This is a genomic window from Pseudomonas sp. FP2196, assembly GCF_030687715.1.
Lineage (GTDB): Bacteria > Pseudomonadota > Gammaproteobacteria > Pseudomonadales > Pseudomonadaceae > Aquipseudomonas.
The window spans coordinates 2,289,716-2,307,516 of sequence record NZ_CP117445.1; the positions used below are offsets into that span (position 1 = coordinate 2,289,716).

22 protein-coding genes are annotated in these 17,801 nt (G+C 61.1%); 20 read left to right on the forward strand and 2 right to left on the reverse strand.

Going from position 1 to position 17,801, the window contains the following annotated elements; translation table 11 throughout:
* Positions 1 to 152: 152 nt before the first annotated feature.
* From PSH79_RS10265 to PSH79_RS10360, 20 genes are all read left to right on the forward strand, one after another.
* Positions 153 to 2,075 (forward strand): YncE family protein, encoded by a 1,923-nt coding sequence (locus tag PSH79_RS10265; RefSeq protein WP_305442458.1) that lies wholly within the window; start codon positions 153 to 155, stop codon positions 2,073 to 2,075.
* Positions 2,076 to 2,088: 13 nt separating this feature from the next.
* Positions 2,089 to 2,742 (forward strand): SCO family protein, encoded by a 654-nt coding sequence (locus PSH79_RS10270; RefSeq protein ID WP_305442459.1) that lies wholly within the window; start codon positions 2,089 to 2,091, stop codon positions 2,740 to 2,742.
* Positions 2,739 to 3,371: an SCO family protein gene (locus tag PSH79_RS10275; RefSeq protein WP_305442461.1), complete on the forward strand. Its 633-nt coding sequence runs from the start codon at positions 2,739 to 2,741 to the stop codon at positions 3,369 to 3,371. The genes PSH79_RS10270 and PSH79_RS10275 overlap by 4 nt, the downstream gene beginning before the upstream one ends.
* A gap of 9 nt (positions 3,372 to 3,380) precedes the next feature.
* Positions 3,381 to 4,931, forward strand: coding sequence for an ABC transporter substrate-binding protein (locus tag PSH79_RS10280; RefSeq protein ID WP_305442462.1), 1,551 nt, complete (start codon positions 3,381 to 3,383; stop codon positions 4,929 to 4,931).
* A gap of 15 nt (positions 4,932 to 4,946) precedes the next feature.
* A complete protein-coding gene (locus PSH79_RS10285) occupies positions 4,947 to 5,708 on the forward strand; it encodes a SurA N-terminal domain-containing protein (protein WP_305442463.1) in 762 nt (253 codons plus the stop codon).
* 222 nt (positions 5,709 to 5,930) lie between these two features.
* Positions 5,931 to 6,461: a response regulator gene (locus tag PSH79_RS10290; protein ID WP_305442464.1), complete on the forward strand. Its 531-nt coding sequence runs from the start codon at positions 5,931 to 5,933 to the stop codon at positions 6,459 to 6,461.
* Positions 6,462 to 6,542: 81 nt separating this feature from the next.
* A complete protein-coding gene (locus tag PSH79_RS10295) occupies positions 6,543 to 8,249 on the forward strand; it encodes a GspE/PulE family protein (protein WP_305442465.1) in 1,707 nt (568 codons plus the stop codon).
* The gene (locus tag PSH79_RS10300; RefSeq protein ID WP_305442466.1) at positions 8,230 to 9,033 is read left to right on the forward strand and encodes a hypothetical protein; all 804 of its coding nucleotides are present in this window, start codon (positions 8,230 to 8,232) and stop codon (positions 9,031 to 9,033) included. The genes PSH79_RS10295 and PSH79_RS10300 overlap by 20 nt, the downstream gene beginning before the upstream one ends.
* A 1-nt stretch (position 9,034) precedes the next feature.
* Positions 9,035 to 9,580, forward strand: a complete 546-nt coding sequence (locus PSH79_RS10305) for a PilN domain-containing protein (protein WP_305442468.1) — start codon at positions 9,035 to 9,037, stop codon at positions 9,578 to 9,580.
* A complete protein-coding gene (locus PSH79_RS10310) occupies positions 9,567 to 10,115 on the forward strand; it encodes a GspMb/PilO family protein (protein ID WP_305442470.1) in 549 nt (182 codons plus the stop codon). The genes PSH79_RS10305 and PSH79_RS10310 overlap by 14 nt, the downstream gene beginning before the upstream one ends.
* A complete protein-coding gene (locus PSH79_RS10315; protein ID WP_305442472.1) occupies positions 10,115 to 10,633 on the forward strand; it encodes a hypothetical protein in 519 nt (172 codons plus the stop codon). The genes PSH79_RS10310 and PSH79_RS10315 overlap by 1 nt, the downstream gene beginning before the upstream one ends.
* Positions 10,630 to 12,480: a secretin N-terminal domain-containing protein gene (locus PSH79_RS10320; protein ID WP_305442473.1), complete on the forward strand. Its 1,851-nt coding sequence runs from the start codon at positions 10,630 to 10,632 to the stop codon at positions 12,478 to 12,480. The genes PSH79_RS10315 and PSH79_RS10320 overlap by 4 nt, the downstream gene beginning before the upstream one ends.
* A gap of 2 nt (positions 12,481 to 12,482) precedes the next feature.
* Entirely contained in the window at positions 12,483 to 12,956 is a 474-nt protein-coding gene (locus tag PSH79_RS10325) for a type II secretion system protein (protein WP_187677009.1), read from the forward strand.
* Positions 12,957 to 12,961: 5 nt separating this feature from the next.
* Positions 12,962 to 13,336: a type II secretion system protein gene (locus PSH79_RS10330; protein ID WP_305442477.1), complete on the forward strand. Its 375-nt coding sequence runs from the start codon at positions 12,962 to 12,964 to the stop codon at positions 13,334 to 13,336.
* Positions 13,311 to 13,850, forward strand: coding sequence for a type II secretion system protein (locus PSH79_RS10335; protein ID WP_305442480.1), 540 nt, complete (start codon positions 13,311 to 13,313; stop codon positions 13,848 to 13,850). Before PSH79_RS10330 ends, PSH79_RS10335 begins: the two co-directional genes overlap by 26 nt.
* The gene (gene csgE, locus PSH79_RS10340) at positions 13,847 to 14,239 is read left to right on the forward strand and encodes a curli production assembly/transport protein CsgE (RefSeq protein ID WP_305442482.1); all 393 of its coding nucleotides are present in this window, start codon (positions 13,847 to 13,849) and stop codon (positions 14,237 to 14,239) included. The genes PSH79_RS10335 and csgE overlap by 4 nt, the downstream gene beginning before the upstream one ends.
* Positions 14,236 to 14,667, forward strand: coding sequence for a curli assembly protein CsgF (locus PSH79_RS10345; RefSeq protein WP_305442484.1), 432 nt, complete (start codon positions 14,236 to 14,238; stop codon positions 14,665 to 14,667). Before csgE ends, PSH79_RS10345 begins: the two co-directional genes overlap by 4 nt.
* A gap of 29 nt (positions 14,668 to 14,696) precedes the next feature.
* Entirely contained in the window at positions 14,697 to 15,557 is an 861-nt protein-coding gene (locus tag PSH79_RS10350) for a CsgG/HfaB family protein (protein ID WP_305442486.1), read from the forward strand.
* A 950-nt stretch (positions 15,558 to 16,507) separates the two neighbouring features.
* Complete coding sequence (locus PSH79_RS10355) at positions 16,508 to 16,885, forward strand: hypothetical protein (RefSeq protein WP_305442488.1); 378 nt, start codon at positions 16,508 to 16,510, stop codon at positions 16,883 to 16,885.
* Complete coding sequence (locus PSH79_RS10360; protein WP_305442490.1) at positions 16,878 to 17,045, forward strand: hypothetical protein; 168 nt, start codon at positions 16,878 to 16,880, stop codon at positions 17,043 to 17,045. Before PSH79_RS10355 ends, PSH79_RS10360 begins: the two co-directional genes overlap by 8 nt.
* Positions 17,046 to 17,143: 98 nt before the next feature.
* Here the strand turns inward: PSH79_RS10360 and PSH79_RS10365 are convergent, their stop codons facing one another.
* Both PSH79_RS10365 and PSH79_RS10370 read right to left on the reverse strand, forming a co-directional pair.
* Positions 17,144 to 17,413, reverse strand: coding sequence for a type II toxin-antitoxin system RelE/ParE family toxin (locus tag PSH79_RS10365; protein ID WP_305442492.1), 270 nt, complete (start codon positions 17,411 to 17,413; stop codon positions 17,144 to 17,146).
* A complete protein-coding gene (locus tag PSH79_RS10370; RefSeq protein ID WP_305443914.1) occupies positions 17,403 to 17,594 on the reverse strand; it encodes an antitoxin in 192 nt (63 codons plus the stop codon). Before PSH79_RS10370 ends, PSH79_RS10365 begins: the two co-directional genes overlap by 11 nt.
* Between the last annotated feature and the right edge of the window lie 207 nt (positions 17,595 to 17,801).

Below are 17,801 nucleotides of genomic sequence, written 5' to 3' on the forward strand. Positions count from 1 at the left end.
AATGGATCTGTGGATGCAAAACCTGTAGGGGCGAGCCTGCTCGCGATTGGGAGCAACTCGGTTTTGGATGGTGTAGCTGAAAATGCCATCGCGAGCAGGCTCGCTCCTGCAGGAACCGTGTCGTCTGGATTGGATTTGAAGGGGAGTGCGGTATGAACAGGATCATCAACATCACGGGAGTTTGTCTGCTGACCGCCGCCGGGGCGTTAGTGACTCTTGGCGAAATTGCCCTGGCACAAGCCGAGTCCGGCCAGACCCTGGCCCGCGATGGCGTGACGGTGGACTTCAAACTCCAGCCGCTGGCCGCCGACGGCAAACTGCGCGAAGGCGAGTTCGCCGACGTGCAGTTTCGCATCACCGACAGCGCTTCGAGCCAGCCCTTGTCCGGTCTGGCGCCGGGGGCGTGGGTCGATCCGGAAACCGTCGCCGCCGATAAAGCCCAGGGCCGTGACCAGAGCTGCAAATCCCGGGTCGGGATGTTCCTCAAATCCAACATCGGCGCGCGGCCACTGCTCGATCTCAACAGTTATTACCTGTTGGTGATGAACCGCGACGCGAGCATTGCCGTGGTCGATCCTTCGGTGTCGGTCGGCGGCATCACCAGCACCATGGCGCGGATCGAACTCAAGCAAGCGCCGATGGATTGGGTCACTCCCACTGACAACAAACGCGTATTCGTGTCGATGCCCACGGCCGGCGAAGTGGCGGTGATCGACAGCGAACAATTCAAAGTCCTCGACTCGATTGCCGCCGGCAGCCAACCGGTGCGCGTAGCACTGCAACCGGACGAACGTCTGCTCTGGGTCGGTAACAACGCGAGCAAAACCGAAGAGTCCGGGGTGACGGTGATCGACACTCAGAGCCTCAAAACCCTCAAACATCTGGCCACCGGCCGTGGCCATCACGAAATCAGTTTCAGCAAGGACAACCGTTTTGCCTTCGTCAGTAACCGTGACGACGGCACCGTGAGCGTGGTGGATATCGCCAGCCTGAAGATTCTCAAGCAAGTCAAAACCGGCTCCAGCCCCTTGTCGGTCGCGTACTCGCCATTGTCCGGCGCGGTTTACGTCGCCGATGGCAAGGACGGCACCGTGACCGTGATTGACGGCAACAGCCATGCCGTGCGCCGGGTTATCCCGCTCCAGCAAGGGCTCGGCCCGATGGGTTTCAGCGCTGACGGCCGCTTTGGCGTGGTGCTCAACACCGTGGAAAACCGCGCCTCGATCATCGATGCCGCCAACGATTCGGCGATCCACGACCTCGACGTGTCCGCTGAACCGTATCAAGTGGTGTTCACCAAGGCCTATGCCTACGTACGCGGACTGGCCTCGCCGAAGGTCACCATGATCAATCTGGCCTCGCTCGGTGAAGGCCGCCAGCCGATCAGCCAGGGTTTTGAAGCCGGCCCGCAACCGCCGCGCATGGCCGGGGATTTGCCGCTGGCCTCAAGCCTGGCGGTATCGCGCGACGACAACGCGGTGTTCGTGGTCAACCCGGTGGACAACACCACCTACTTCTACGCCGAAGGCATGAACGCGCCGATGTCCGGGTACCCCAACCGGGGTCAGATTGCGCGGGCGGCCATGGTCATCGATCGCAGCCTGCGCGAAGTGTCGCCGGGGCTATATAGCTCGCGGGTGAAACTGCCGGCGGCGGGACGTTTTGACGTGGCGTTCCTGCTCAATCAACCGAACATCATTCACTGCTTCGCGGCGCAGATCGAAGCCGATGGCACGGTGGCAAAACACCTCGGGCAGCCGAAGGTCGAGTTCCTGCTCGACAAGACTGCCGTGGCGCTCAATGCCCCCTACGTGGTGCGTTTTCGCATCGTTCAGGGCAAGCAGAAAATCCAGCGCAGCGGCGTCAAGGACGTGCAGTTGCGCTACTTCCTCGCACCGACCTCGCACCCCCGCGAAGTGGCGGCACGGGAAGTCGCCGATGGCGTGTACGAAGCGCCGGTGACGCTTGATCGCAGCGGCGCCTGGTACCTGCATGTGCGTGCGGCATCGCTGGGTGCCGGTTTCGATGACAAGACCTTTGCCAGTGTTCGGGTAGCCCCCGGCCAGATCCGTTGAAGAGGAAGTCGACATGAACCGATTTGCATCCCGTGGCCTGCTGACCCTTTGCCTACTGAGCGTCGGCATTCATCAGGCTCAGGCCCATTCAGCCGACGAACATGCCGGGCACAAAGTAGCGGCCCCCAGCAACACGCAGGAAAACGCCCAAGTCAAATTCGCCAACGTCTCGTTGCTCGATCAAAACGGTAAAACCGTGCACCTGGAGCAGGATCTGGTGCAGGGCAAAATCGTCGTCATGAGCTTCATCTACACCAGTTGCACCACGGTGTGCCCGGTGGTGTCGTCGATCATGGGCAAGGTGCAAAAGCAGCTTGGCGCACGGGTCGGCAACGAAGTGCAACTGGTGTCGATCAGCGTTGACCCGCAACGCGATGACCCGAAACGCTTGCAGGAATACGCCCGCACCTTCCAGCGTGGCCCGGGCTGGAGCTGGTTGACCGGCTCGTCGCAATCGATCACCGAAACCCTCAAAGGGCTGGGCAGTTTCAGCGGCGACTTGAAGAGTCATCAGCCGCTGATCCTCGTCGGCGACGGCGACAGCCGCCACTGGACCCGCTATTACGGCTTCACCGACCCGGCGTTGCTGGCCAAGGAAGTGGAAAAACTCAGCGGCCTGCGCACCCACGACAAACACACTGCCATCGCCATGGAGCAACAGCCATGAGAGCCCTCGACTGGATTTCCCTGACCGTGTGTTTCTGGATTCTCGGCAACGTCGCGGTGGCCCACGAAGGCCATGCCCCCGAGGCTTCCGCTACTGCCCCTGAAACCGTTGCGGCGGCACCGGCCACAGGCACCCGCGACGCTAAAACCTGGTTCACCGATACACCGTTGCAGAATCAGAACGGCGAAACCCTGCGTTTCTACAGCGACGCACTGCAAAACCGCGTGGTGCTGCTCAACGTGATCTTCACCAGTTGCAACGATGCCTGCCCGTTGATCACCCGCAAGCTCAAGGAAGTGCGCGAGTTGCTCGGTGACAAGGCCCAGGACATCACTTTCATTTCCCTTACCAGTGACCCGCTGCGCGACACGCCGGCGGTGCTCAAGGCTTACACCTTGAAGCAGGGTTCCGATGACCCTCATTGGCTTTTTCTTACTGGCGACAAGGCGCAGATGGACCTGGTGTTGAGCCGTATCGGCCAGATCATTCCGACCCCGGAACAACACTCCACGCAGTTGATCGTCGGCGATGTCGCCAACAAACGCTGGAGCAAAATCCGCCCGGATGCCCCGGCCGCCGCCATTGCCCAGCGCTTGCAGTTGCTGACAATGCCCGTGGCTGGCCGTTGAGCACGCACCATGAAGCGCTGCCGCGTTCTCGCCCTGTTCCTGCTCGTCGGCGTCAGCTTTGGCGCGTTGGCGCTGCCGCTGACGCCGGAAGAAGCGGCGGGCAAGCGCGTTTACCGCGAAGGTCTGTCGGCCAGTGGCGAGGCAATCATGGCGCGGGTCGGCGCGGCGGATGTGTTATTGCCGGCCACCCGCCTGCCGTGCAGCAATTGTCATGGCGCTGATGGCCTCGGCCGGCCCGAGGGCGGGGTGCGTCCGCCGGCGTTGAACTGGTCGCGGCTGACCAGCAGTTATGGCCAGCAACAGGTCAACGGCCGCCGCTATCCCGCCTACACCGACAGCAGTGTGGCGACGGTGATTCAGCAGGGACGCGACCCCGGCAACAATCGTCTCGACCCGAGCATGCCGCGCTTTCTGCTGTCGATGAAGGATCAGCGCAACCTCACCGCCTACCTCAAACGACTGGCCGATGAGCGCGACCCCGGCCTCGATGCCGAGACGTTGCGCCTCGGTACTTTGCTGCCCAGCCAGGGGCCGTTGGCCGAGGAGGGTGCCACGGTCGCAGCGGTGCTCAACGGCAGTGTGGCGCGGATCAATCAGGCGGGCGGCATTCACGGCCGACAGTTGCACCTGACGGTGATCGACCCCGGCCCGGATCGCGCCAGTGCCGAACAGGCGTTGCAGCGGTTGATCGAGCAGGAACAGGTGTTCGCCCTGATCGCGCCGCTGGCGCCAGCCCTCGACAGCGCGCTGGCTACCCGTCTAGAGCAGGCCGGTGTGCCGCTGATCGGGCCGCTGTCACTGCTCGGTTCGGTACAGGCCAGTGCGCAGATTTTCGAACCGTTGCCGGGATTGCGCGAGCAACTGATGGCCCTGGCCGATTACGCCACGGCCAGCCTGCGCGTGCTGCAAGGGCCAACGCTGATTGCCTATCCCGACGACACCGCACAGGCCCAGACAGCGCAAAACCTGGGTGAGTATTTGCAGGGTCACGGCTGGCAGAACGTCCAGGTACAAGCCTATGACCCGGCGGCGGATGCGCTGCCACTGGGCTCGCGTTCAGTTTTCTATCTGGGCAGCGGCACTGGCTTCAGTCGCCTGGCCACACGCTTGCAAGGCTCCGGGCAGGTGCCGTACCTGTTCGCCGCCTCAAGCCAGGTGGCCGGGGATCTGCACCAGGTGCCGGACGGCTTTTCCCGGCGGGTGTTCCTCGCCTATCCGTTCGTGCCCAGCGACTGGACCCAGAGCGGACGCATGGCCCTGAGTTTGCTGCGCGAGCATCAAGGCCTTGGCGCTCAACACGCAGTGCTGCAAGTCGGCGCCTACGCCTCGATGTTGTTGTTCAGCGAAGGCATGAAACAGGCCGGACGCGATGCCAGCCGCGAAAAACTGGTGGCCGCGCTGGAAGGCCTGCACGACTTCGACACCGGCCTCACCCCGCGCCTGAGTTTCGGCCCCGGGCGACGCCTGGGCTTGAGTGGTGCGCATGTGGTCACGGTGGATTTACCGGATCAGCGCTTTTATCTGGTCGCCCCCTATAAACCGATTGTTGCCCGCCCCTGAACGGAGGCCCTGACCATGAAGCTCAGAACGTTAATGCTGTTGCTGACATGCTTCTTGCCCGTCGCGTTGGCCAACAACGGCCCGGCGGCCGCGCGGGTCAATGGCGAGGAAATCTCTGAGTTTCGCCTTGAGCGGTTCTTCGCCGAGTACCTGGAAGATCAGGGTCGCGCAGTGGCGAGCATTCGCAATCCCAAGGCCTATAAACAGCTGCGTCAGGCTGCACTCGATGCGCTGATCGACAAGGAGCTGCTGTGGCAGGAGTCGCGCAAACGGGGGGTGGTGATTGACGAGCAAAGTGTGCGCCGGCAGGTTGAGCAGACCCGCACGACCATCGGCGGCACCGAGAACTTCAACCGGCGTTTGCAGGAGGCGGGTTTCGATGAAACCTCGTACACCGAGTACATGCGCCGCGAACTGGCCGCGCAGCAGATGTTCGCTGATCTGATCCGGCAAAGGTTCACCCAGACGAGGCACGTCTTGATCAAAGTTGCGCCGAACGCCGATGCCGCCACGCAGGCTCAGGCACGTCTACGCTTAAATCAGATGCGAGCGTCTATCATCAGCGCTTCGGGGTTTGCCAGCGGTGCGGTACGTTCGCCGTTTGGTTGGCATCTGATTTATTTGCAGAACCAGTTGGAGGCGAGCGATGTCCCACATTCACAGGGGCTGGAAGCAGTCACGGGCGAGTTCGCCCGGCAGCAACAGACCCAGGCTCGTCGCCAGGTGCTCGCGCAATTGCGGGCGCAGTACAGGATCGAACGAATTGACGACGATTGAAGGTTCCCCCCCCAATAGTGGGGAATGGCTTCGATGCCCATTCAGGTGCTTCCCCGTTTCTGGGGAACGGGGTACCGGGACGAGCGGGCATTGTCATTGAATTCAAGGACATGAAGACTAAAAATTACCGGCACTCAGCTTGGCATGAAGTGTGCGTTACCCAGGGTAAGGCGCACTCCAGCGGGTTCAGTTTTCGGACTTGCGGGTTTCAAGGAGTCGACCTTGGTTAACAAAGTACTGGTTGTCGAAGACGAACAGCTGCTTGCACAGAACCTTCAGGATTATCTGTCGGCGCAGGGGCTGGACGTCCGGATTGCACATGACGGAGCGACGGGTATCGGTTCAGCCGAAACGTTTGCCCCCGACGTGCTGGTGTTCGATTACCGCTTGCCCGATATGGAAGGCTTTGAGGTGCTCGACGCGGTCCGCCAGAACAGGGCGTGTCATTTTGTGCTGATAACGGGTCACCCGACCGCTGAAGTGTGTGAGCGGGCACGGCAACTGGAAGTCAGCCACATCCTGTTCAAACCGTTTCCACTGGCGGAACTGGCCCGAGCTGTCTGCGACCTTCTGGGGTTCAAGCGCGAAGCGAAACCCGGTGCGAACCCTTCCGAGGGTTTCGTCGAACGACGCCAGAGCAGGACCGAGAGCTTCCCGTTGCAGTTGTACGATGGCAGTTGGGTGCTGGCGGATCGACGACGACAGTCGCCATCCCAGGCACCGGACGACGATCAAATGCTCACCGGGGAGTAGTGGCGCGATCAGACGTTCCGGCATTTGCCGCCAGGGTTTGTCGCGCCGACAGGGCTTTAAGCCCCGGTTGGAGAGCAAACCATGGAACGTCTGTCCGTTGTCGTCGAACCGCTGGTCCCGGAAAGTGTTCCGGTACGCTTTTCCAGTGAGCAACTCGCCCAGGCCCGGGCGCGGGCCGCCAGTTCCGGGGAACGGGTTCTCGATGCGCTCGGCGTGCTGTGCGAATTGGCGCCGATGCCGTTCATTGATTGCCTCGGCGCCACCCTGCATTACCCGGTGCTCGACACCGACAGCCTGTTTCAAGCGACGCCGGTGTTCGACCGGGTCACCCTCGCACAATGCCTCAAGCGTGAATTCATCCTGCTGCGCCACAACGACGAGGTCATCGGCGTGTTCGCCGACCCCTTCGACCCGGCGCGGCTGGCCTGGATCGACGACTGCCTGCACGGCGCGCCGCTGCATCTGGTTCACGCCGATGACCTGAAAGCCTATCTGGCGCGCCATGAAGAAAGCTTTCACGCCGTCGAATCGCTGAACGCCCAGGGCGACACCCACAGCGAGATCGACACCCTGCAAAGCCTGTCGCTGACCAGCATCAGCGAAGACGCCAGCAGCGTGGTGAAACTGGTCAACTCGACCCTCTACGACGCGCTGAAAATGCACGCCAGCGACATTCACCTCGGCACCACCGGCCACGGTCTGGTGATCAAGTACCGCATCGACGGCGTGCTCAACAACATCAGCAAAGTCCAGGGCGCCGAGTTCGCCGAACAGGTGATCTCGCGGGTCAAGGTCATGGCCGAACTCGATATCGGCGAGAAACGCGTACCGCAGGACGGTCGTTTCAAGATCGGCATCAGTGGCCGGCAGATCGACTTCCGCGTATCGATCATGCCGAGCATCTTCGGCGAAGACGCGGTGCTGCGGGTGCTCGACAAACAGGATCTGGCCGACAAGGTCTGCGGTGTGCAACTGCAAGCGCTGGGTTTTGAAGACGAGACCCTGCGCCAGTTGCGTCGCCTCGCCGCCGAACCCTATGGCATGGTGCTGGTCACCGGCCCGACCGGCAGCGGCAAGACCACCACGCTCTACGCGATGATCACCGAGATCAACCACGGCGTGGACAAGATCATCACCATCGAAGACCCGGTCGAATATCAGTTACCGGGGGTGCTGCAAATCCCGGTCAATGAGAAAAAAGGCCTGACCTTCGCCCGGGGGCTGCGCTCGATCCTGCGTCACGACCCGGACAAGATCATGGTCGGCGAGATCCGCGACCCGGACACCGCGCAGATCGCCGTGCAATCGGCACTGACCGGGCACCTGGTGTTCACCACCATCCACGCCAACAACGTCTTCGACGTGATCGGCCGCTTCACCCAAATGGAAATCGACCCCTACAGCCTGGTCTCGGCGCTCAACGCGATTCTCGCCCAGCGCCTGATTCGGCTGGTGTGCAGCAGTTGCAGCGCGCCGGTCAACCCCAGCGATGAAGAACTGCGCGCCTCGGGCCTCGATCCGCAGAAAGTCGACCACTACCACTTCGTCCACGGCAAAGGCTGCGGCCACTGCCGGGGCAGCGGTTATCGCGGGCGCACGGCGATTGCCGAGTTGCTGCACCTGGACGACGAACTGCGGCAGATGATCGTCGAGCGCCAACCCATCACCCAAATCAAAGCCCTGGCCTGTGCCCGTGGTTTGCGCCTGCTGCGTGAATCGGCGCTGGAGCTGGTGGAGCAAGGTCGGACCACGCTGGAGGAGATCAATCGTGTCACTTTTATCGCGTGAACATTTTGTCGCCGTGCTCGGCGCCAGCGGTGTTGGCCTGGGGCAGCGGCGGGGCAGCGAAACCCTGTGGCTGGGCAGCGTCGGTTACATCGACGAAGGCTTCCAGAGCTACGCGGTGGCGCTGGACACCCTCGACCGTCTGCTCGGTGAACACGCCCGCGCCGGTGCCGAATTGAGCGTGGTGATCTCCGGCCACTTCAGCCGTTTCTGCCTGGTGCCGTGGAGCGCACAAATCAGCAGCCCGGACGAGCTGCGTGGCTTCGCCCAACTGTGCTTCGAAGATTTGTTCGGCGCGCCGACGCAAGCCTGGAGTCTGGTGCTGTCCGCCGAGCCTGCCGGGTACGACCGCATCGCCAGCGCCTTGCCGCAAGACTTGCTCGATCGCCTGCGGGCACTGGCCAGCGGCCGTGGCGTGCGTCTGCGCTCGGTGCAGCCGTACCTGATGGCAGCGTTCAACCGCTTCGACAAAAGCCTGGATGCCGGTGACTTCCTCTTCGTGGTCGCCGAGCCGCAACGCAGCGTGTTGCTGCTGGCCCGGGAAGGGCGCTGGGCCGGCGTACGCTCGGCGGGTGGCAGCGACAGCGATGCGGCGCTCAGTGCCTTGATCGGTCGCGAACGGCAGTTGCAGGCGTCGACCAGCGAACGCGCCTTCAACGTGTATCTGCATGCCCCGGCGCGCCTCGACGCGCAGCCGGATGTGGCCGGGGTGCAACTGCGCACCCTTGAAGACGACTCGACGACTGTGCGTGACGGCTTGTACGTCATGTCCCGGGCGGTGGCCTGACATGCGCGCCCTCAACCTCGACTTTCAGCCACGTCCACGCTCCGGCCTGCTGGGTTGGAGCCTGCTCGGCGGCGGCGCGCTGCTGGCGCTGCTGTGCTTTGGCGTGCAACAGCACCTCGATGCCCAGGCCGAACAACAGCAAGGTCATTTGCAAACCACGCAACGCCAGCTCACCGGCGACAGTGCAGGCAAAAGCACCTTGAGCCCGGCCGAAACCCGTGAGCAAGCGCAGAACCTCGCCGAAATGCGCAAGGTCTCGCAGCAACTGCGCCGCCCGTGGGAACGCCTGTTCGCCATGCTTGAGGCCATGCCGCGCGAGGACATCGCGCTGCTGACCCTGACCCCGGATGCGCGCAAGGGCCAATTACGCATCAGTGCCGAAGCGCGGGATCTGCCAGCGATGCTGGATTTCCACAAGCGTCTGGAAGCCAGCGACGAGCTGTCCGACGTGTCGCTGCTGAGCCACGAAATTGTCGTCAAATCGCCGGAACAACCGGTGCAATTCAACCTGTCGGCGACTTGGGAGATTGGCGATGCGAATCCCTAGACTGATCGTCCACGAATACCTGCAAGGCCTCGGCCTGCCGGGCCTGGCCGGGCTGGCGCTGCTGCTGATCGCGCTGGCCTGGGCACTGGGCGGCTTGCTGCCGGGCTGGCAATCGTTGCAGCACCTGAGCCAGCAGACTCAGGAAGCCAGCGAGTATCTGGCCAAGGTGGAGGACGGCAGCATCGCGCCGCCGGTGGTGCCACAGCGTCAGCTCGACGATTTCCGCAACAAACTGCCGGCGCAGCCGCAGGCCACCGTGGCTATCGACCGCATCTACGCGCTCGCCGCTCAGGAACACATCACGCTGGCGCGCGGCGAGTACGCCCTCGGCGTCGATCCGAAAACCCATCTGGCGCGCTATCAGATTTTGCTGCCAGTGCGCGGCAGCTATCCGCAACTGCGCCGCTTCCTGCACGCCTTGCTCGGCCAGTTGCCGGCGGTGGTGGTGGAAGACGTCGAGTTTCAACGCAAGAAGATCGGCGACACCGACCTCAACGGCCGGATCCGTATGACCCTTTACCTGTCGAGGTCGTGATGAATACCAAGCGCGTGACAGGTTGGGTGGCGTTCTTCGGTGTGGCGGCGGCGCTGGCCTGGTTGCCGGAATTTCTCTCGCCGAGCGAAGACGCCGATTCGGCTGAAGTGGCCGTAGCGACGCCTGCGAAAAGCGCCAGCCGTGGTGCGTTACCGGCCAGCAACGGCAAAGTCAAAGCGGCGCCGATCAAGGACTTGAGTCCGGCCGGCGATCTGTTCGCCACCAAGAGCTGGAAGGCCGCGCCAACGCTGGCCACCGTCACTGAACAAGCGATTACGCCAACCCCGGTGGTGCCTGCCCCGAGCCTGCCACCGGTGCCGTTTCAGTTCGTCGGCAAGCTGCATGACCGCAGCGACCTGCAAGTGTTTTTGCTGAGCGGCGAAAAGATCTACGTCGTGCGCAACGGGGATGTGATCGACGACACCTGGAAGATCACCGGCATTTCCGAACTGGAATTGAGTCTGGTCTACCTGCCTTTGCATTTGTCGCAGACCTTGTCTGTGGGGAGTACGCAATGAACAGATCCCTTTTACTGATGAGCCTGGGCCTGTGCGCCGGGCTGGCCGCGTGCAGTTCTGCGCAGGTGGCCAACAAGGAAGCTGCCGACCTGATCGAGCAGGGCCAATACGAGGCCGGGCTGGCCCGGATCGAGGAAGGCTTGCGCGAGGATCCTCGCGACACCGAATTGCACCTGCTGCTCAACAGCGGCCGGGCCAAGGCGATCACTGCATTGCTGACCTCCGGTGACACCGACCGCTCACGCCGCGATTTTGCCTCGGCGCGCACGGCCTACAACCGTGTGCTGACCATCGAGCCGAACAACCGCCGCGCCCAGGATGCCCTGCGCCAGCTCGACTACCTGCGCAGCATGGACGAGAAGCTTGAACTGGCCCGTGGCGACCTGCGCCGGGGGGACATCTACGGTGCCGATCGGCAGGTCAAACAGATCCTCGAACTCGACCCTGCCAACGAAGGCGCGCTGGAGCTGCAAGGCAACATCCGCCTGGTGCAGAGCCGCAACGTGATCCCGTATCCGCAACTGCGCACCAAGCTTGATCGCCCGGTCACCCTGGAATTTCGCGAAGCCAACCTCAAGACCATTTTCGAAGTGCTGTCGCAAGTCGCCGGGCTGAATTTCATCTTCGACAAAGACCTGCGCCCGGACATGAAAGCCACGATCTTCGTGCGTGACGTGCGCATCGAAGACGCGGTGACACTGTTGCTGCAACAGAACCAGTTGCACCAGAAAGTGGTGAACGAAAACACGCTGCTGATCTACCCGGATTCGCCACAGAAGCTCAAGGACTATCAAGAGCTGGTGATGCGCACCTTCTACCTGACCAGCATCGATGCCAACACCGCGTTGAACATGGTCAAAACCATGCTCAAGACCCGCGACGTGTTCGTCGACGAACGCCTCAACACCCTGACCATGCGCGACACCGAAGACGCTGTGCGCATGGCGGAAAAACTCCTGCAATCGCAAGACCAGTCCAACCCGGAAGTGGTGCTGGAAGTGGAAGTGATGGAAGTCGCCACCCAGCGCATTCTCGACCTTGGTCTGCAATGGCCGAACACCTTTGGCGTGGTCAACAGCGACGGTTCGGCGGTGACCCTGCTTGATCAACTCAAAGGCATCAACTCCAGCCGCATCAGCATCTCGCCATCGCCACAAGCCAAGATCAACGCGCAGGACAACGACATCAACACCCTCGCCAGCCCCGTGATTCGGGTCAGCAACCGTGAGCAGGCGCGCATCCACATCGGTCAGCGCGTGCCAATCATCAGCGCCACTTCGGTGCCTTCAACCCAAGGCCCGGTGATCACTGAAAGCGTTACCTACCTGGATGTCGGTTTGAAGCTCGAAGTGCAACCGACCGTGCATTTGAACAATGAAGTGGCGATCAAGATTGCTCTGGAAGTGAGTAACGCCACGCCGCTGGAGCCAACTCGCCAGGGCACGATTCCGGTGCAGGTCGACACCCGCAACGCGCAGACCTCGCTGCGCCTGCACGACGGCGAAACGCAGATCCTCGCCGGCCTGATGCGCAATGACCACGGCGCCACTGGCAACAAGATTCCGGGCCTTGGTGATATTCCTGGCATCGGCCGGTTGTTTGGCAGCAACAAGGACACCGTCGGCAAATCGGAGCTGGTGCTGTCGATCACCCCGCGAATCGTGCGCAACCTGCCGTATCAGAGTCCGTCGGACATGGAGTTCTCCACCGGCACTGAAACCAGCATGCACATTCAGGCCCCGGATCGCTCGATGCAGACCTACTCCGCGCCAGCGCCTGTCGTGCAGCCTCGCGCTGTCGGTGGTTCGGCCGTGGCGACCACCCGTGTCACCGTCGAGAAGCCTTGATCATGAACGCCTCCCAGCGCGGTTTTACCTTGATCGAAGTCGTGGTGACGCTCGCCCTGATCGGCCTGTTGGCGAGCATGGCCGCGCCACTGACCGAGACCGTGGTGCGTCGCGGCAAGGAGCAGGATTTGCGCACGGCGCTGTATCAGATTCGCGATGGCATCGACGCTTACAAACGTGCCTTCGATGCCGGTTATATCGAGAAGTCGATGAACAGCAGCGGCTACCCGCCGAACCTGCAAGTGCTGGTCGAAGGCGTGCGTGATGTGCGCAGCGCCAAGGGTGCCAAGTTCTACTTTTTGCGCCGCATCCCGCGTGACCCGCTGGTGCCGGCCAAACGTGATGACGAAGGGGGTTGGGGCGTGCGCGCCTACAACAGTTCGGCTCAGAACCCGCGCGATGGCGAAGACGTGTTCGACGTCTACTCCACGGCGCGCGGCAAAGGCCTCAACGGCATCGCCTACCGCGAGTGGTGAACCTCATGCGCCGGGAAAAAGGTTTTACCTTGCTGGAGCTGATGGTGGTGATGGCGATCATCGCCACGCTGATGACCATCGCGCTGCCACGCTACTTCAACAGCCTCGAAGCGTCGAAGGAAACCACCTTGCGCCAGAGCCTGTCGGCGATGCGCGAAGCGCTGGATCACTTTTACGGCGACACCGGGCGCTACCCCGATTCCATCGAGCAATTGATCGAACAGCGTTACCTGCGTAACGCGCCACTGGACCCGATCACCGAACGCAAAGACCTCTGGGTGCTAATTGCGCCACCGGAAGGCGTCGCGGGCGGCGTGGCCGATATCAAAAGCGGTGCCAACGGGAGGGCGCGTGATGGCAGCCAGTATTCCGAATGGTAACCGCGCGCAGCAGGGTGGTTTCACCTACCTGGGCGTGCTGTTCCTGATCGTCGTGATGGGCATGGGCCTGGCCAGTGCCGGCGAGTTGTGGTCGACCGCCTCGCGCCGCGACCGCGAGAAGCAATTGCTCTGGGTCGGTACCCAATACGCCCAGGCGCTGCGCAGCTACTACCGCAGTTCGCCGGGGCTGGCGCAGTACCCGAAAGAGCTCGCTGACCTGCTCGACGATCAGCGTTTTCCGGAGGCTCGGCATCATCTGCGTCAGCTCTATCCGGACCCGATCGGTAAAGGTGAATGGGCACTGCAACGGGGTTTTGACGGACGCATCACCGGCCTCAACAGCCCTTCGACCGAGGTGCCGTTGAAGCAGGCGGACTTCCCCACGCAGTGGTCGGATTTTCAAGGCATGCAGCGTTATTCGGACTGGCAGTTCGTTGCCGAAAAGGCCTTCCTCGACGGCACCAACGGCCCGGCCAAAGGCCAGTCGGTCTTGCCGCAGGCGTTGCAGCCATGAGCCGCCAGTGGATGTGCGCGCTGATCCTCAGTGTCGTGGTGGGCTGCGCTCACGCCGCTGAAGAGGATGAATTGATGGGCTTCATTGTCGACGACACGATCTCGCACATCGGCCACGACTTTTACTACTCGTTCAGTGAACGCCTGCGCGACACCAGCCGGATGGATTTCAACCTGGTGGTGCGCGAGCGGCCCGACGCGCGCTGGGGCAGCCTGGTGACCGTGGAATATCAGCAACGCCTGGTGTATCGGCGCTTCCTGCCGCCGAACACCGTGGAACTGAAGGACGAGGCCTATGCGGCCGCTGACTGGGTTCGACGCCAGGTTGTCCAGCGCAAGCTGGAGGCTCTGTTGCAGGACACCACCGACCTTGAGAAGGACGAACTATGAAAACCACAACGTTCTCACGGCGCAACGGATTCTGGATCTCGGGGTTGTTGATCGGCCTTGCCAGCGCTGCCGCCGTCCAGGCCACCGAACTGGTCTACACGCCGGTCAACCCGTCATTCGGCGGCAACCCGCTCAACGGCACCTGGCTGCTCAACAACGCCCAGGCGCAAAACGATCACGACGACCCGGACCTCAAAAGCCGCTCGACCGTGGCCGGCACCTCGGCGCTGGAGCGCTTCACCAGTCAATTGCAATCGCGGCTGCTAGGGCAGTTGCTGGACAACATCTCCACCGGCAACACGGGGAGCCTGTCCACCGACTCTTTTATCGTCAACGTCATCGACGACTCCGGGGCACTGAGCATAGAAGTGACCGACCGAGCGACCGGTGAGATTTCCGAAATTCAGGTGAACGGCCTCAACCCATGACGGGCTGACGGTTCCGGGGAGAGACGGACATGAAAAAGATCATCGCGCTAGGGCTGATGTTGGCGACATTACAAGGGTGCAGTCTGCGTGAGCCGATGTCGGCCGAGCAGGACACCGAAACCCCGACCCTGACCCCCAGGGCTTCGACCTACTACGACTTGCTGAAGATGCCGCGACCCAAGGGGCGTTTGATGGCGGTGGTGTACGGCTTCCGTGACCAGACCGGGCAGTACAAACCGACGCCGGCGAGTTCGTTTTCCACCAGCGTGACCCAGGGCGCGGCCTCGATGTTGATGGACGCGATGCAGGCCAGTGGCTGGTTTGTGGTGCTGGAGCGCGAAGGGCTGCAGAACCTTTTGACTGAGCGCAAGATCATTCGCGCCTCGCAAAAGAAGCCCAATACACCGGTGAATATTCAGGGTGAGCTGCCACCGTTGCAGGCGGCGAACATGATGCTGGAAGGCGGGATCATCGCTTACGACACGAATGTGCGTAGCGGTGGGGAAGGGGCGCGGTATCTGGGGATTGATATTTCCCGGGAGTATCGGGTGGATCAGGTGACCGTCAACTTGCGTGCGGTGGATGTGCGCAGTGGGCAGGTGTTGTCGAATGTGATGACCAGCAAGACGATTTATTCGGTGGCGCGCAGTGCCGGGGTGTTCAAGTTTATCGAGTTCAAGAAGTTGCTCGAAGCCGAGGTGGGTTATACGACGAATGAGCCGGCGCAGTTGTGTGTGTTGTCGGCGATTGAGGCGGCGGTGGGGCATATGGTGGCGCAGGGGATTGAGCGGCGGTTGTGGCAGGTGGCGGGGGACAGTTCTTCGCCTTCTCAGGATGATGTTTTGAATCGGTATTTGAGTCAGAACAGGGTTGATCCTGAAACCGAGTGAACGTGGCGGCCTTTGGGCCGACCAGGTTCTTGCAGATGTACCCAGTTCCCACTGTGGGAGCGAGCCTGCTCGCGATGGCTTTTTGTCAGGCGGCGGGGTTCTTTTTGACTGAGTACATATCCGTTTCTGCGGTAACGGCTGCTTAGGGTTCCGCCCTTACGGCGGGTCACTTTTTCCAGACGCCGAAAAAGTAACCAAAAAGGCTTGCTCCTACGTGCGGCCCGCTCGCTAAAGCTCGGGGTTCCTTCGCTCCAGGATCGATCCGGGCGCAGCGCCTACGGTTTGCTTCGCTGCACCTCCTCTCGCTGTGTTTGGCTGCGCCAAACGGTCGCTGCGCTCCCACGCCCGGATCAATCCCTCCACTCAGCCTTCCGACGTCGCCCGTGGATCAAGATCAAGAGCAGGCGAGCTGACACTCGGCCTAATGGTGGGCGTGGTTACTGTGGGAGCTGCGGTGCGACGATTAGACTTGCCAGCGATGGCGGCCTGACAGCCGGCCAATTTCTTGGGGTTGTACGCATCCCTGTAGGAGCTGCCGCAGGCTGCGATCTTTTGATCTTGCTGTTGAAAAATCAAAAGATCGCAGCCTTCGGCAGCTCCTGCCTTTGCGTATTTCAATTCTGGATGTTTAACGGTGTTTCGAGTTTGCGGAACCTTCCCACAATGTTTTCAGGTTGTCCGTCGGACGTGCGGTCTCTAGCCTGTGTTCGTCGCTGCCAAATCAGCGATCGGGCGTGGAAACCCGAGAACTACAGAGCGCACAAGCGCCATTCATAACGTATCCTTCCGCACCTTCACTGTGTGCACTTTGTTATGGCGGCTGTGCGTGGGAGACCTTGTGTCTGCCGGGTTGCCTCTGTCCCGGGTTTCCAACCTGCGTACAGCTGCCACCTATTCGCTTGGAAACCGAATGGGGGGCCAGCTATAACCGTCATACAGGGTAAATAATCATGAAAAAACCAACACCCAATCCGCCAGAATCAGAAATCACCACCGAAACCACATCCCCCTACGCCTCAGTCGACAGCAGAAAACTCCACGAAGCCGCCGACCGCGCCCTCGATTTCTACCTCAACCCCACCGCCCACATCATGTCCAGCGCCAACGAGCCGGAACCCATGTACCTCGCCAACCCCAGGTACAACACCGAATCCCTGCTCGCCAACGCCAGCGAAACCCTCGGTTCGGCCAGTGAAATGCTCAACAACTTCGCTGCTTTGCTGCCACCCTCACACCGCAAAACCGCGCTCGGTATCGCACAAGTCGTGATGCTGGGTGAACTGGCGGTGAATCAGGCCCTTGATCACGTCGAGTTACCGAATGAATAGTTCGTCGCAGTCGTTCAGCTTCGCCGAGGCAGAACATCATCGCCTTACTCTGGATGCGTTGGCGGATGTGAAGGCGGGTCGAGTCATTCAGCATCAATCGGTACTGGCATGGGTCGACTATCTGATTTACCTGTCATCGCTACCTGAGTTTTCCCGATAGACCAAGAGCGATAAAAAACGAAAAAACGCGGCCCGGAAAAGGTCGCGTTTTTTGTGGGGGGCAGAGTAATAGGAATGCAGGCATTTCTTCGATTGGCTTTATGGATATTCCTGACGGGTATGCAAAACGCTCAAAATCTCGATTTGATCCGCCACTTCATAGATCACTAAATAGTTCGGATGCACAACGATCTCCCGAGTGCCGGAAGATCGACCCTTACGATAGAGATCAGGATGTACGGGAAGGGCTGATGTGGCTTGTTTGATGGATGCAGATAGTCGAGTTGCCGCTTGAATATTCCGCTCGCCAATGTACCTGAGAATTTTCGCAAGTTCGGCCCGAGCTTCGGGCCGCCACTTAATCCGCATCCACCTTTTTTTGCATTGATGCGATCAAAGCATCCATTTCCGCCATCACTTCATCATGCGAAATACTCGGGCGTGGATCATCTTTTGATGCCTGCACTTTGGCACGAAACCAGCGGTCATAGCTGTTAGCTTGCTCTTCGCTTTCAAACTCTGAACCGATGGGGAAGATTTTGCCGTCCATAGAGCCTCCGGGATCAATGCCTGGCAGTCTATTTGGAATAGGGTTTGTTGTCGTCGCTGTCTGGATGAGTTGCACGTCGGTCAAGCTCCATTGAGATCAATATGTCCCGACAAATCCTAGACCGCGCACTTCCGACGGCCAACCGCCATGAGCGGTAGGAAATCCCGCCGGCTTTCCTGAAAACATTCTTTTTTCTGTAGGACTCAA